14 protein-coding genes are annotated in these 13727 nt (G+C 63.1%); 7 read left to right on the plus strand and 7 right to left on the minus strand.

Going from position 1 to position 13727, the window contains the following annotated elements; translation table 11 throughout:
- Nucleotides 1-126 precede the first annotated feature (126 nt).
- Nucleotides 127-726: a DUF6149 family protein gene (locus B2G88_RS00350; protein WP_054862294.1), complete on the plus strand. Its 600-nt coding sequence runs from the start codon at nucleotides 127-129 to the stop codon at nucleotides 724-726.
- 16 nt (nucleotides 727-742) lie between these two features.
- Here B2G88_RS00350 and B2G88_RS00355 read toward each other — a convergent pair whose 3' ends face one another.
- Nucleotides 743-1366 (minus strand): hypothetical protein, encoded by a 624-nt coding sequence (locus tag B2G88_RS00355; RefSeq protein WP_054862295.1) that lies wholly within the window; start codon nucleotides 1364-1366, stop codon nucleotides 743-745.
- Nucleotides 1367-1511: 145 nt separating this feature from the next.
- Between B2G88_RS00355 and B2G88_RS00360 the strand changes: the two genes are divergently transcribed.
- From B2G88_RS00360 to B2G88_RS00375, 4 genes are all read left to right on the plus strand, one after another.
- Nucleotides 1512-2777 carry an MFS transporter gene (locus tag B2G88_RS00360; RefSeq protein WP_087713667.1) on the plus strand — a complete coding sequence of 422 codons (1266 nt, stop codon included), beginning with the start codon at nucleotides 1512-1514 and terminating at the stop codon, nucleotides 2775-2777.
- Nucleotides 2778-2876: 99 nt separating this feature from the next.
- Nucleotides 2877-3764, plus strand: a complete 888-nt coding sequence (locus B2G88_RS00365; protein WP_087713668.1) for a homoserine kinase — start codon at nucleotides 2877-2879, stop codon at nucleotides 3762-3764.
- Nucleotides 3765-3767: 3 nt separating this feature from the next.
- Nucleotides 3768-4106 (plus strand): hypothetical protein, encoded by a 339-nt coding sequence (locus B2G88_RS00370; RefSeq protein WP_054862296.1) that lies wholly within the window; start codon nucleotides 3768-3770, stop codon nucleotides 4104-4106.
- Nucleotides 4107-4153: 47 nt separating this feature from the next.
- Nucleotides 4154-4411, plus strand: coding sequence for a hypothetical protein (locus B2G88_RS00375; RefSeq protein ID WP_054862297.1), 258 nt, complete (start codon nucleotides 4154-4156; stop codon nucleotides 4409-4411).
- On the opposite strand, the gene B2G88_RS00380 is transcribed toward B2G88_RS00375, so the two are convergent.
- Together B2G88_RS00380 and pdxS are read right to left on the minus strand one after the other, a co-directional pair.
- Nucleotides 4366-5175 (minus strand): hypothetical protein, encoded by an 810-nt coding sequence (locus B2G88_RS00380; RefSeq protein WP_054862298.1) that lies wholly within the window; start codon nucleotides 5173-5175, stop codon nucleotides 4366-4368. The genes B2G88_RS00375 and B2G88_RS00380 overlap by 46 nt on opposite strands.
- A 320-nt stretch (nucleotides 5176-5495) precedes the next feature.
- On the minus strand, nucleotides 5496-6407 hold the full coding sequence (gene pdxS / locus B2G88_RS00385) for a pyridoxal 5'-phosphate synthase lyase subunit PdxS (RefSeq protein ID WP_054862299.1): 912 nt from the start codon (nucleotides 6405-6407) through the stop codon (nucleotides 5496-5498).
- A 216-nt stretch (nucleotides 6408-6623) separates the two neighbouring features.
- On the opposite strand from pdxS, the gene B2G88_RS00390 reads away from it, so the two are divergent.
- Both B2G88_RS00390 and B2G88_RS00395 read left to right on the plus strand, forming a co-directional pair.
- On the plus strand, nucleotides 6624-8297 hold the full coding sequence (locus B2G88_RS00390) for an outer membrane protein assembly factor BamB family protein (RefSeq protein WP_054862300.1): 1674 nt from the start codon (nucleotides 6624-6626) through the stop codon (nucleotides 8295-8297).
- Nucleotides 8298-8470: 173 nt separating this feature from the next.
- Nucleotides 8471-9172, plus strand: a complete 702-nt coding sequence (locus B2G88_RS00395; RefSeq protein ID WP_087713669.1) for a DUF1405 domain-containing protein — start codon at nucleotides 8471-8473, stop codon at nucleotides 9170-9172.
- Nucleotides 9173-9192: 20 nt separating this feature from the next.
- On the opposite strand, the gene B2G88_RS00400 is transcribed toward B2G88_RS00395, so the two are convergent.
- The 4 genes from B2G88_RS00400 to B2G88_RS00410 all read right to left on the minus strand — a co-directional run bounded on the left by B2G88_RS00400 (nucleotide 9193) and on the right by B2G88_RS00410 (nucleotide 13626).
- Nucleotides 9193-9561, minus strand: coding sequence for a DUF7344 domain-containing protein (locus tag B2G88_RS00400; protein WP_087713670.1), 369 nt, complete (start codon nucleotides 9559-9561; stop codon nucleotides 9193-9195).
- A 440-nt stretch (nucleotides 9562-10001) separates the two neighbouring features.
- Nucleotides 10002-12803 carry a valine--tRNA ligase gene (locus B2G88_RS00405; RefSeq protein WP_087713671.1) on the minus strand — a complete coding sequence of 934 codons (2802 nt, stop codon included), beginning with the start codon at nucleotides 12801-12803 and terminating at the stop codon, nucleotides 10002-10004.
- Nucleotides 12804-12836: 33 nt separating this feature from the next.
- Nucleotides 12837-12977, minus strand: a complete 141-nt coding sequence (locus B2G88_RS19350; protein WP_176393141.1) for a hypothetical protein — start codon at nucleotides 12975-12977, stop codon at nucleotides 12837-12839.
- Complete coding sequence (locus B2G88_RS00410) at nucleotides 12961-13626, minus strand: hypothetical protein (RefSeq protein ID WP_087713672.1); 666 nt, start codon at nucleotides 13624-13626, stop codon at nucleotides 12961-12963. Before B2G88_RS00410 ends, B2G88_RS19350 begins: the two co-directional genes overlap by 17 nt.
- Nucleotides 13627-13727: the final 101 nt, after the last annotated feature.

Here is a 13727-nt window from a genome sequence, read left to right on the forward strand (position 1 = left end):
CGAAACTGTTCGGTTCCGACGGCTCATTTAGCACGTTGGTGTCTCACTCGTGACACTGCAGATCCACAGAACAGGTTTCACTGTTTCCCACATCGCTCATTACCCTCCCCGCCTAACGACCCGGATATGAAACTCCACCAGAACGCACGCCACTTCGCCTCGAGAAAAGCCCTCGAGACGCCGGTCGTCCGTTCGGTCGCCAAATCCGGCCTCGTCCGACTCCACACGCGCATCTTTCTCGGGAAGGCCGACCCGGACCGCGCCGACGAGCGCGAGGCCCACCTCGACGGCCTCTTCGACGCGACGGTCGACACCTACCTCCGCGCGCTCCAGGACGGCTTCTCCGAAGCCGAAGCCCGCGAAATCACCCACATCCAGGCCAATTTCGACTTCTACAACCACGGCTGGACCGAAATGATGGAGTTTCCGACTGGGGAACTCGAGGCCCACTACGAGCGCTATCAGGATTTCTTCGAGACGTGGGAGATCACCATCGACGACCCACTCGGCCAGTTCGCACCGTCGGAAGGACTGCCGGACGCGCCGTCGACGCCCGAACTGCTCGAGGATCCCGACCACCCCCACGCCGAGGGCGGGTTCGCGGACGACGTATACGTCGAAACCGACGACGGCGAACTGGTCGTCGGCGGGCAGGACGAACCCGACGACGACGAAGTCGATGTCTCACAGGCGGTCGGCGTGGACGACACTGAGTCGAACGACTAACTCGCCCTGCGTTCTCTTACTCGAAGGCCGCGACGAGTTCCCCATCCTCGAGCGGGTCGGGAGCGTCTGCCGCGATATCCTCCACATCCGGCGAGTCCACCGTGTCGGACTCGGTTCTTGCGAGTCCTGTGTCGTCGATTGCGTAGACGACGCCGGTGAATCCCAGATCCGCCACCCACTCGCCTCCGCCGTCGTCGATACCGTGCGTTGCGCCGGCCGCTCGAGAAACGAAGACGTGATCGATTCCCTCTCGACCGAACTGTTCGCGGGTATCGACGCTATAGCCGATCCGGAGAACGTCCCCAGACTGTGATCGGTCACAGAGGATCGACTGCGTGACGTAGGCGTGGTCGAACTCCTCGACGTACTCGAGAACATCGTCTTCTGAACCTGCTGTCGGCGGATCGGGGTAGGGAATCGTCGCGGCTGTGTCGGCCTCGCGCGTTTCGTCGCCGCGTTGGACCTCGATCGTCTCCGAGTTCACCTCACACTCCGGCCGTTCCGGGCCGGTATCGAAGTGCCCAGCGACTGTGTCGGCCGCGTCGTCTTTGTTACCGGTGTCGCCGTTCAGATCGTCCACACAGCCGGCAGTCACGCCCATCGCTGTCCCGAGCGCGGCCAGAATCGCTCTGCGCTTCATTACTCGCCTCTCTCGGCGCTGATCTAAACAGTGACGCAGGGTCAAACCAGTGTTTCACCTCACTCCTCCCCTCGAGGGGGTCTGCTGGAACGAGTTCCAAGCCGCTAAGTGCGCAGCGACCGCTCGTTTCGACGAACACTCGAGCATGGACGCAAATGATCGGTCGATAGCTGGCTTTACCATGACCGGCCACGCGCTGGTCCACTGGTTCGAAACGTCGATTCCCATCTTGCTCGTCGTCTGGCTCGCGGAATTCGACGTCAGCGTCGCATTGCTGGGACTCGTCGTTGCACTCGGCTATGCGCCCTTCGGCCTCGGCGCGCTGCCCGGCGGCATCCTCGCGGACCGCTACGGAACGAAGCGCTTGATTCTCTGCTGTCTCGCGGGCATGAGCCTCGCCTTTCTCATTATCTCGTTCGGCACCTCGATCTACGCCGTCGGCGTCGGACTCGTCCTCTGGGGAATCGCCGCGTCGGTCTACCACCCCGCCGGACTCTCGCTCATCAGTACCGGCGTCGAAGAGCGCGGCACCGTCTTTGCGTGGCACGGCATCGCCGGCAACGTCGGCATCGCGCTCGGCCCATTCGTCGCCGCGACGCTGTTGATCTTCCTCGAGTGGCAACTCGTGACTGCCATCCTTGCCGTCCCCGGTATTCTCGCCGTGCTCTACGGACTGACCGCTGACTTCGATCCGACCGCAGCCGTCGCCGACGACGTTGCGGCCGGTGCGAACGAGGCACTGTCGCTGTCGGATCTCACTGAAAACTCCCGCGTGCTATTCGCCAGCGCCTTCGCGCTCGTGTTCGTCATCGTCACATTCGAGGGGCTGTACTACCGCGGAATGCTGACCTACCTCCCCGAGATTCTGCACGACCTGCCCGCGATGGACGGGCTGGCTATCCCCGCAGGCCTCGAGGGAATCGAGCCGAGTCACTACATCTACGTCGGGCTGCTCGTTGTCGGGATGGGCGGCCAGTACGTCGGCGGGAAGCTGACGGACCGGGTCGAACCTGCACGCGGATTGGTCGCGCTGTTCGCCGTCTTCGTCCTCCTCGCGCTCGCGTTCATCCCCGTCACGCAGATGGGATTGGGCGCAGTCATCGTCCTCTGTGGCGTCTTCGGTTTCTTCCTCTTTGCCATCCAGCCGTTCTATCAGGACGCTGTCGCCGTCTACACGCCCCCGGATACGCGCGGGCTCTCGTATGGCTACACCTACCTCGGCGAGTTCGGCCTCGGCTCGGCGAGTATCGCCGTCGGCGGCGTCGTCCTCGGGGAGTTTTCGATCACCGTGTTCTTCCTCGTGATCGCCGCGTTCGCACTCGCCGGTGCCGTCCTCTCGGTCGGCCTGCTCTCCGGATTCGGCCGATTCAGCGGGCCAGAACCCCAGTACGAGACGAGCGCGGACGACTGAGTCGCTGCCTGCGAGCCGTCGCTCGCTCGTGACTCGAGCGGGCTGGGATAGCCGTCGTCGTTCGCTACCTTTTTGCCTGCACTCTGGCAAGAAATCGGCATGCTCACCGTGCGGGCGCCAGCGACGAGTGCGAATCTCGGGAGTGGCTTCGACGTCTTCGGAATCGCGCTCGGGACGCCCGCCGACGTCGTTCGGGTCGAACGCGCCCCGAAGACGACGATTTCAGTTAGCGGGGCCGGCAGCGAGTACATCCCGGAAGACCCCAAGAAAAACACCGTTGGGGCCGTCGCGGAGGCGCTCGACGCGCCAGCCCGGATCGAGATCGACAAGGGCGTTCGCCCCTCCTCGGGACTCGGCTCGTCGGCTGCGAGCGCCGCGGCCGCGGCCGTCGCCCTGAACGAACTGTACGACCGCGGGCTCACGCGCGAGGAACTCGTCCCGATTGCCGCCGAAGGCGAGGCACTCGTCTCCGGCGAAGCCCACTCAGACAACGTCGCACCCTCGTTGCTCGGCGGCTTTACCGTCGCCACGGCCGACGGCGTCACACAGGTCGATACGCAGATTCCCGTTGTCGCCTGTCTCCCCGAAACGACCGTCTCGACGCGGGACGCCCGCGGTGTCGTCCCCGACAGCGCACCACTCGGCGATGTCGTCGCCACCGTCGGCAACGCCGCCACGCTTTCGGTCGGGATGACGCGCAACGACCCCGAACTCGTCGGCCGCGGCATGGCCGACGAGATCGTCACTCCCAAACGAACCGCGCTGATCGACGGCTACGAACGCGTCCGCGAGGCAGCCCTCAAGGCCGGCGCAACTGGCGTCACCGTCAGTGGCGCGGGGCCGGGCGTCCTCGCTGTCTGTTACGAGGCCGATCAGCGCGCCGTCGCCTCGGCCATGCTCGAGGCCTTTAACGACGTGGGAATCGACAGCCGCGCCTACCAGACTCGCGTCGGCGAGGGCGCGCGGCTGTACCCCGACGACGCGTAGCGGATGGGTGCTCGAACTGACGCCGCGCTTTCCGTCTTCGTTCTCGTCGCCGTCGCTCTCGGATTCGTTTTGACGAACGCCACGTTTTCAACTCTCGCGTTCGCACTCGGCGGCCTCGCGACGCTCGCATTCGAGGCCGTCGCCACTCGCAACGCCGACGCCGTTCGCGCCTACTGGGAGCGACGGCCAGTGCAGGCTGTTGCCGTCGCCCTCGCGCTCGTCGGAGTGGTCGTTGGCGCATCCGTCGCCCCCTCGAGCGTGCTTTCAGCGATGGCGGGCGCGCTGGTGACGTACCTCGGTTTTCTGGCTATCGTAACTGCGACCCGCCGGTCGCGTGCCTGAGACACGCTCGACGGGCGTCTCGAGGCGGGCGGTTCGGTCGTCCCGAAGTGAACGCCGAAGTCGACGGCGACCTCGAGGGCGGCGAACACGTCCTGCGTGAACAGGATGCGGAGGTCGCCGGCGAGGTGATCGGGCGGTCCATAGAAATCAGGAGTGGCGCGGAACTCGACGGGGACGTGAGTGAAACGGGATCGGAGTCGGACTCACAGATCGTTCCCATACGGTTTTACTGTCGCGTAGACTCGGTTTCGACTGCGACTCATTTCGGTTTGTCCGCGCCGACGGTCCGCCAGCGCCGAGCGTAAATGCGCCGCGGTGCGTCGACCGCCGCCCCGCGAACGTTCGTTGGGACGGTCGACACCCGGGTCGAGATACTGGCCGGGAGCGGCCCGTGGGGGACCAACGAGACCGCCGTCGGATTCTTCGAGACTGGTCTCCGGCCGGCGTAGCCCGAGCCGCGTTGGTTCGACTCGTACAGGTCCTCGACTCTCGAGTGCCCTTCGACGACGGCTTTACGAGCCGCCGTCGTGCCCTCCGCTACTTCTTGCTGGATCGCCGCGTTCGTCGCCTCCGGTTTCACGTCGTCGACGAACTGCTTGACCTCGGCTACGGCGTCGGACTCGCCAGCCCCCGACGATGCGAGCGCATCGGGCCCGATCACGTCCTCGAGTTCGTCCTTCAACTGTCGCAGTTCCGATCCGAAGTCGACGAGGTCGACCGCGTTCCAGAGCTCCCGCAGATGGATGGCGCGTCGGATCTGACTGAGGTCCAACATCAGGTCGGGATCCGACTCGCGGATCGCGGCCGGCAGTTCCGCCAGGTCGATGAGGTCCGGCAGCGCCGAGACATCGACGGCGTCGGGAAGCTTCTCGAGGTCGACCGTCTCGAGGAGGTCCTCGAATTCGTCTACGACATCCCAGAGTTCGGCTGCCGTTTCCGATACCGTCTCGTTCGACGCCGACAACGTTCCGTCCGATCCGTCGCCGGCCTCGCGGAGCAGTCGCTCGGTTCCTGCTTCGATCTGACCGGACAGTTTCTCGAACGGCGTTGGTGACGGCGCGTGACTCATGTGGTGGATAGGACGGATGCGGGGAAAACGAGTCGCCTTGCCAATTGGGGCCGTTTCCGATAGGTAGCGTTCGGACGACGGAGCGGGCGTCGTTACACCCATCCACGGTGGAACATCGACTATAGGTCCGCGTTTGCACGTCCCGGTTCGAAAACGAAGTCAGCAAGTGCGGGAGTCAGGCTTCGCTCGAGCGAATACGAACTTCGAGGACGCCGTTGTTGAACCAGACGGTGGTCGCCTCGACCGACTCTCACGGGAGAGGCCCGCTCGAGGACGTTCGCAATCGCGTCGTTCTCGAGCAAACAGAGCGTGGTCCCCGCTTAGACGCCCCGCCCCTGCATCTTCTCTTCCTCGGGCAGATCGACGTTCGCGTCGCCTTTCATGCTCTTGCCGAGGTTCTTCGCAATGTCGGCGAGCGTCTCAGGCTCGTCCCAGTTGTTGACGGCTTCGACGATGGCCTCGCCCATTTCGACAGGATTCTCTGCGCCGAAAATGCCGCTGCCCACGAAGATACCGTCGCACTCGTGGTGCATCATGAGCGCCGCGTCGGCGGGCGTCGCGATGCCGCCGGCGGCGAAGTTCACGACTGGGAGGCGGCCCATGTCGGCGGTCTCGTGGACCAGTTCCGCGGGCGCTTCGATCTCTCGAGCGTAGGCCTCGCGCTCTTCGTGGGTCATTCCCTCCAACTTGCGGATCTCGCCTTTGATCGTGCGCTGGTGGTGGACGGCCTGGTTCACGTCGCCGGTGCCGGCCTCGCCTTTGGTGCGGATCATCGCTGCGCCTTCTTCGATTCGGCGGAGCGCTTCGCCGAGGTTGCGCGCGCCACAGACGAACGGCGCGGTGAAGTCGCGCTTGTCGATGTGGTAGGCGTCGTCCGCGGGCGTCAGGACTTCGGACTCGTCGATCATATCGACGCCGACGGCCTCGAGAATTTGGGCCTCTTTCGTGTGGCCGATTCGGGATTTGCCCATGACGGGGATCGAGACTTCGTTGACGATCTCCTCGACATCTGCGGGGTCTGCCATTCGGGCGACGCCGCCGCGTTTGCGGATGTCCGCGGGGACGGCCTCGAGAGCCATGACGGCGACCGCGCCGGCATCCTCGGCGATGCGGGCCTGTTCGGGGTTGACGACGTCCATGATGACGCCGCCTTTTTGCATCTGGGCGAAGCCGCGCTTGACGAGGTCCGTTCCACGTCGGAGGTCCTCGAGATCGGTTTCGGTTGCAGTCATGGTCGCGGCTTAGGACCCACCCCACTTACGCGTGTTTGTTCTGGATGGTACCACGCGGTCATCCTCGCCGAGTCTATTTGGGCCAATTCCTCCGCCTGCCGCCCGATGGCCGTATTCGAAGCGCGACTGAGACGGGCATCGGTGAAACAGTTGCACATGCTGTAATTCGGGCTTAGAATACGGATAGTAACGACTGTCTCCGGAATTAATATCGACATGAACGAATGGCATCGCCGTTCGGTACTGGCGACTGGTGCAGCGCTTTCGACCGGTGGGATTGCGTCGGCCACTGCGGGTGCCTCCGACGCTGACGAAGACGGCGATGATGACCTTCCTCACTCCGACTCGAGAGCAACACCGGAACCGGACGAAGACTGGTCATCGTATCGCGGCGACGCCGGACACGCCAGATACGTCCGCGATGGCCCGCAGTTCGAGGGCGACTCGCTCGGGGCAGCCTGGTCTCTCGCCTACGACGGCACCGTCGCAATCGCCGATAATATGGTGTACACGACGACTGTAGACGGTGTCGTCGCTGTCGATGCGACGGACGGGTCGCTCGTCTGGGAGACCGAAGTCGACGCCCGTGACCCCGCAATTGCCGGTGACATGGTCTATCTCGGGGGCGACGAACTCGTTGCACTTGATCGGTACGACGGGAGCGTTCAGTGGAGCCACGACCTCGAGTCTGACGAGGAGTTGGGTAGTCACACAGTAGCGTACGATGCGGTTTTCGTCGTCGCTGATGGGACCCTGTCCGCGCTCGAGGCAGCCGATGGATCAGTTCGGTGGCAAACGGATTCAGCCGTCATCGAGACGAACGGCGGAGATGAACTCGAGTCGGAGTGGACGACGGGCACCGCCGCAGCCAACGGCGTCGTCTACGCCGGTACGCGGCACGGGCTCTGTGCAATCAACCCCGAAACCGGCGATTCGGTCTGGCAGCGCACGGACGGATATGCGGGTGCGGCGGGCACCGAGATCTACGCGACATCGACCACCGTTCTCGTCGGCAGCCAATCGACCGTCGAATGCGGACTCTACGACGCACACACTGGTGAGAACGTGGGGACAATCACCTCGGAGACGCCGTACGAACCGGCGCTGAGCGACGATGCAGCGATCACCGGCACCAATCAGTCGTATCACAGTCGGTCGATCAGCGGCGACGACTACGACTGGGACCTCTCCGTGACGTACACCTACGGACAGGCGGTGATCAGCAGCGAAACCGTCTACGTCTACTTTGCCACTGACGGGCACAACTACGGCGACCTCGAGTACGATCAAACGCTCGTCGCCCTCGACAGACGCGATGGGAGCGAGCAGTGGTCACTCTCGAGAGCAGACGCACCTGTTGGCGACGTTCGCGCGATCAGTGGCGAAACCATCTACGTCGATCACGACGGCGACCTCGTCGCGCTCCGTGAACGAACGGGTGACGAGGACACGAGCGAGGAAGATGATGAGGGTGCACCTGCGGAAGAGGATGAAGACGATGATGACGGCGGTGAGGATGTAGAAGACGGTGGTGAAGGTGTAGAAGACGGCGAGGACGACGATGCTGAATCCGGTTGTGGCTGTCCGAACGATGGAGACGACGCCACGTACGACGGCGACAACTCGAGCACCGACTCTCCTGACACGACCGCAGACGAAAGCAGTGACGACTCGAACACGACAACCGATACCGACGCCGAACGCACTGGCGACGACAGCGCCACAGACGACATCGACAACGCGAACGAAACGGATCCCGAAACGCCCGCTGCTGAGTCCGAAACCGTCACTGACTCTGTTCCGGGATTCACCGCCGGATCGGGACTCCTTGGTGGTTCCCTCGGCCTCGAGTGGCTGCGCCGGCGGCAAAACGAAGACGACGTAGAGTAACCATATCGGCGGTACTAGACGCGACAGCGACGTTTGACGCCCCTCAGTTTATCGGTCACACTGTCGCGTATGGCGATACTCTCCGCTCGAGACACGCTGGCTCGCACAGGCCGGCACTCGGTAGCGCTAATCGCTACTGTTTTGCGGGTGTCGGTCGTCACGCCGGACGAACGATGTCTGCGACGACCGGGCTGGCTGACCGTGAGCCGTTGCCGAACTACCTCGCGCCCGTCCCGAAGACCATCGAGGACCTCGGGCTCCGGTTTGCGTGGCTCGTCGTCGCGATCAACCTTGCGGGGACGGTCTTTGGTTTCTGGTACTACTCCGGGCAGTTCGCGGCGACGCCAGCTGCGATGTGGCCCTGGGTGCCCGATAGCCCGATGGCGACGCTGTTGATCGCACTCGCGATTGCTGCGTGGAAACTCGGCCACGAACTCCCGTGGCTGACCGCGCTCGCCTTTTTCGGGAACATCATCCTCGGGCTGTGGACGCCCTACACGCTGCTCGTCTTCTACGAGACGTATGCCGCTCAGACGCATCCGCTCATGTTCCAGTTTCTGTTCTGGAGCCACCTCGCGATGGTCGTCCAGGCCTTTGTCCTTCACCGCATCACCGACTTTCCCGTCTGGGGGGTCGCCGTCGCGACCGTCTGGTACGCCAGCAATCTGATCGTCGACTACTTTATCCCCGTTCTCGAGGGACCCCACGGCGTCCATCACACGACGATTCCCGTCGCCCAGGATGCATCTATGTTCCTCGGCGCGGACGCACTCGGCGTCGTCGCTGCCGGCGAGGTGACGTTTACCCTCCTCGCGCTCTTTCTCGCACTCGCAACGGCCGTCAAAAAGTGTCAGGTCGCACGCGAACAGTCCTGAGGGGGCCCGTTTCTGGGCGATCAGTACTCGCGCTCGTCATCGAACGCGAGCGTCAGGTAGGGATCGAGCGCGCGAGCGGTTCTCGTCCGCTCGAGCGTCCCTGCATCGGCATCGTACGAGACGACGCCGGTGTCAACCAGCAGCCGACGGTGGTTGTGGTGGAACTCGAGAGTCAGTTCCTCGAGGAGGGTCTGTGTCGGCGTCTCGCCCGGCCGTTCGTAGTGGGCGAGTTCGTCGATCACGGTATCGACTGAGACTGCACCGACCGTCTGGGACAGGTAGTACAGTGCGTACCGACGACGGTTGTCGCTGAGCAGCGTAAAGACCGTCTCCGTTGGAAGGATAGCGTCAGTGCTGGTAGACTTGATTGGGGTGGTTTTCGTTGTCATAGTGCTCTGTACTCAGCTTACACGACGATAGGCAACAACTCGGCAGACACCAACTTCAGCAGAGCACAACAGTACATTGTCCACATTCTCTATAAACCTTCTCTTAAATGATGGTGTCTCTTCCTATTTCTCGGGCAATATACTGTATTCTAACTCTATTGCAGTAGTATAACCACACTTCCTGAACGTCTCCCACGGTGATGCATCGTCGCTGGTGCGGTCTCGTGGCCATTCTCGCCGACGAGTCGCCGTTCCTCTCCGCTGTCGGCGGGTAAGCAGTTCTTACCCACTTCACGAGCGGGATTGCCGAACGCCAAGCACTGATTGCCGGCGCGCGGGTAGCCGTCCTCGAGAAAGCCACCGCTCACACTCGATGAACGTCTCTGCATGACCAGATCACCAAACTGAGAGACCATTCTCGGTCTCCGTTGTCGGGTGAACTACTCGAGGATGATGACCGCCGAGTCGGTCTCGATCATCTCGCCATCGCCCGAGTAGGTTCGCTCGCGCTCGAGTTCGAACAGATCGGCCTCGAGTTCTTCGTCACCGACGTGAAGCGCGGTCGCGGTGCCGTCGTCGTCCGTCTCAATCTCGTACTCGCCGCTGTCGATGCCGGCATCGATGTCGCCGACTTTCGAGCCGAACTTCGGCCCGAGCGTCGAGTAGTCGAGATCGATGGACGCGATTTCGGTGGTGACCTCGGGTTCCTCGGCGAGAATCTCGAGGTGCTGGACGTGCATCACGTCCTGAATGGCGTCCTCGAAGCCCTCGATAGGGCCGTAGACGGCGACCGACTCGAGGTCGGCGTTCAGCGCCAGTTGGTTCTCGCTCTTGTACCGCCGGACCGCGGAGATCACTTCGATTGCCGTCTCGCCAGCCTCGAGGTCGGCGTCGTAGCCCTGTGGCTCGGGCCACTCGCGCGTATGGATGCTGACGGTCTCGAGGTTGCCGTTGTGCGTTCCGCTGTCTGCGTACACTGCCTGCCAGATCTCCTCCGTGATGTGGGGCAGGAACGGTGCCCACAACTCGAGGAAGGTTCGGTGGGCCGTCCGCAGCGCGTACTGCGTCGAGGGATTGTCCTCCCGGCCTTTGGCGATCTCTAAGTAGTCGTCACAGAAGGTGTTCCAGAAGAACGTTCGCAGGCGGTCGCGGGCCTTCGCGAACTCGTACTCCTCGAACTGGGCAGTGAGTTCGGCGACGGCGTCGTCGAGTTCCGCGAGCAGCCAGCGGTCGATTGGCTCGAGGTCGTCCGGTTCCTCGGGGTGGGCCGGCGCGAGGTTATCGACGAGTTTCGAGGCGTTCCAGAGCTTCCGCAGGAGTTTCTCGCCGGCGCGGAGATCTTTCTCCTGGTACGGGAAGTCGTCGCCGACAGCGGCGCTTGCGGCCCAGAATCGGACGGCGTCGACGGGATAGTCGGCGAGCACCTCGTCGGGAGCGACCACGTTGCCCCGCGATTTGGACATCTTCTCGCGGTTCTCGTCTAAGACGTGGCCGTTGATCAGCGTCGCGTCGAAGGGCACCTCACCGGTGTGTTCGTAGCACTTGACGATGGTGTGGAACAGCCAAAAGGAGATGATGTCGTGGCCCTGCGGACGCAGATCGAACGGATACAGTTCCGGGCTGTCCATCTGGAACGACTCGCTCTCGTCGTCCCAGTCCCAACCGGCATTGATCAGGGGCGTCAGCGAGGAGGTCGCCCAGGTGTCGAAGACGTCCTCTTCGGGCTCGAACTCGTCGTGACCGCACTCGGGACAGGCGTCAACTGGCGGCTCGTCGGAAAGCGGATCGACCGGAAGGTCCGCCTTCTCAGCCATAATCGGGTGGTCACACTCTTCGCAGTACCAGACCGGGAACGGAATTCCCGAGTCGCGCTGGCGCGAGATCAGCCAGTCCCACTCGAGGCCTTCGATCCAGTGCTGGTAGCGCGTGAACATCTTCTCGGGGTACCAGTCCATCTCCTGGCCGGCCTCGAGGTACTCGTCTTTGTGATCGAGAATTTCGACGTACCACTGCTTGGAGACGCGGTACTCGACGGGGGTGTCACAGCGCTCGTGGACGCCGACGGCGTGGGTAATCTCCCAGCGGTCGCGCAGGTGGCCCGCCTCGTCCAGATCCTCGACGATGGCCTCGCGGGCCTCCTCAGTGGACATGCCCTCGTAGTCGCCGGCGAGGTCGGTCATCGTCGCGGATTCGTCGATGGCGACGCGCAGCGGCAGGTCGTGGGCCTGATACCACTCGATGTCGTTCTGGTCGCCGAAGGTACAGCACATGACAACGCCGCTGCCTTTTTCCATGTCGACGCGCTCGTCGGCGATGATCGGCACCTCGTGGCCGAAGATCGGGATCGTGGCCGTCTCGCCGACAAGATCCTGATTCTCCTCGTCGTCGGGGTGGACGAAGACGGAGACACAGGCCGGGATGAGTTCCGGTCGCGTGGTGGAGATAACGAACTCGTCTCGAGGCGCGTCATCTCCCACGAGTTCGAACGCGATATCGTTGAAGTGCGAGTGGCGCTCGTCGTCTTCAGTTTCGACCTGCGAAATCGCCGTTTCACACTCTGGACACCAGATTGCGGGCGCTTTCTTGCGGTACTCGCGGCCCTTCTCGTAGAGATCGAGGAAGGACAGTTGTGAGATGCGCTGGACGCGCGGCTCGATTGTCTTGTACGTCGAGTTCCAGTCGATAGAGGTGCCGAGGTTCTGCATCTTGCGGGTGAAGTCGTCCTCGTACTCCGTACAGACCTCGCGACAGAGTTCCTGGAACTCGCGGCGCTCGTAGTCCTGATGGCGGATGTCCAGTTCTTCTTCGGTCAGGCGCTCGCTCGCGATGCCGTTGTCGTCGTAGCCAAAGGGAAACAGCACCTCGCCGTCTGCCATGCGCTGGAATCGGGCGGCGAAATCCTGCAGCGTCGAGCCGTAGAGGTGGCCCATGTGCAGACTGCCCGAGACCGTCGGCGGCGGCGTATCGATTGCGTAGGTCGTGTTCGGATCCCGCTCGGGATCGCTCTCGTAGGCGTAAACCTCCTCGTCGACCCAGCGATCCTGCCAGCGCGATTCGACTGCCTCGGGCTCGTAGCCACCCTCGAGGCTGGCTTCCTCGCCCGTCTCGTCGTCCTGTTCGGGTGTGTCCATACTCATGCTCTCACCGCCCGCGCGGGGCGTCGTCGGTACGTCGTCGTGGTGTTGTTGTGGTCGGTCATCGAAGATACCGGTCGTTGCTCGGTGAATACTGGTCGCGGACAATACATCCGTCGAAACGGGGTGAAGGAGGTGGGCCTAGAGGGGCCCTACGAAAACGGTGGTACGCGGCCCCTCGAACGCGCCGAGTACGGCGACCGCGACAGCGTCGCTCATACCTACTGTTGTCCCGGCAATCGTGTTAGGTGTTTCGTCGTCCTCGTCACTCCCGCTGCTCATACGCGGGCCCGTCGCTCTCCTCGAGGTCGATAATCACTCTCGAGTTGCTCACGCGCCGAAGCGTGCCGTCGAGATACGTCGTCATCCGCTCGAGAAATGCCGCGTCGCTCTCGTCGTGGTCGGTGGTGACGAGCGTAATCTGCTCGTGGCCCGCCGGATCGTGCTCGCCTTGCATGACGACGGTGAACAACTCGCGCGGCGTGACCGGCTCACCGGCCTCGAGTCGGGAGACGACGCCCGAAAGCGAGGATTCGACTGTCGTCTCGACCTCGAACGTTACGTCGACCGAGACGGTCTCGTCGTCTTCGGCCGCGAGATACTCCTCACAGCTCCTGACGGCGGGCTCGAGGACCGTTTCGAAGTCGGTACCCGATTCCTCGAGGCCGAGGTAGGCGAACGCGACCATCGACCGGACGGCCTCGAGCAGGTCGTCGTCGGCACCTTCCTGCTCGAACACCTGCTTGCGGTCCTTCTCGGCAAGGGTGTGGACGAACAGGTCGAAGTCGAGAACACCATTATAAATACGACGCCGAATTCGCGCCTCGGCGTTTCGCTTCGATTGCTCGTGGCTCATCTCGCGTTCGCCGAGCAGGTAGGCCCGGTCGGCGGGACTGAGGATGCCGCGTTCGCGGTCGATGTCGGTATTCATAATCGGAAATGGATTATACAACACCGTGTTTGGCCAAACAGCTATAGTTGTCGGTGCCTGAGTGCCGGACCATGATTCGCAGGTGCAGTCGCCGATGTGTT

Origin of the sequence: Natronolimnobius baerhuensis, assembly GCF_002177135.1 — an archaeon.
GTDB lineage: Archaea > Halobacteriota > Halobacteria > Halobacteriales > Natrialbaceae > Natronolimnobius > Natronolimnobius baerhuensis.

Coding starts and splice junctions, on each gene's coding strand:
- B2G88_RS00350 (WP_054862294.1), top strand. CDS start 127: ATGAAACTCCACCAGAACGCACGCCACTTCGCCTCGAGAAAAGCCCTC.
- B2G88_RS00355 (WP_054862295.1), bottom strand. CDS start 1,366: ATGAAGCGCAGAGCGATTCTGGCCGCGCTCGGGACAGCGATGGGCGTG.
- B2G88_RS00360 (WP_087713667.1), top strand. CDS start 1,512: ATGGACGCAAATGATCGGTCGATAGCTGGCTTTACCATGACCGGCCAC.
- B2G88_RS00365 (WP_087713668.1), top strand. CDS start 2,877: ATGCTCACCGTGCGGGCGCCAGCGACGAGTGCGAATCTCGGGAGTGGC.
- B2G88_RS00370 (WP_054862296.1), top strand. CDS start 3,768: ATGGGTGCTCGAACTGACGCCGCGCTTTCCGTCTTCGTTCTCGTCGCC.
- B2G88_RS00380 (WP_054862298.1), bottom strand. CDS start 5,175: ATGAGTCACGCGCCGTCACCAACGCCGTTCGAGAAACTGTCCGGTCAG.
- pdxS (WP_054862299.1), bottom strand. CDS start 6,407: ATGACTGCAACCGAAACCGATCTCGAGGACCTCCGACGTGGAACGGAC.
- B2G88_RS00390 (WP_054862300.1), top strand. CDS start 6,624: ATGAACGAATGGCATCGCCGTTCGGTACTGGCGACTGGTGCAGCGCTT.
- B2G88_RS00395 (WP_087713669.1), top strand. CDS start 8,471: ATGTCTGCGACGACCGGGCTGGCTGACCGTGAGCCGTTGCCGAACTAC.
- B2G88_RS00400 (WP_087713670.1), bottom strand. CDS start 9,561: ATGACAACGAAAACCACCCCAATCAAGTCTACCAGCACTGACGCTATC.
- B2G88_RS19350 (WP_176393141.1), bottom strand. CDS start 12,977: ATGAGCAGCGGGAGTGACGAGGACGACGAAACACCTAACACGATTGCC.
- B2G88_RS00410 (WP_087713672.1), bottom strand. CDS start 13,626: ATGAATACCGACATCGACCGCGAACGCGGCATCCTCAGTCCCGCCGAC.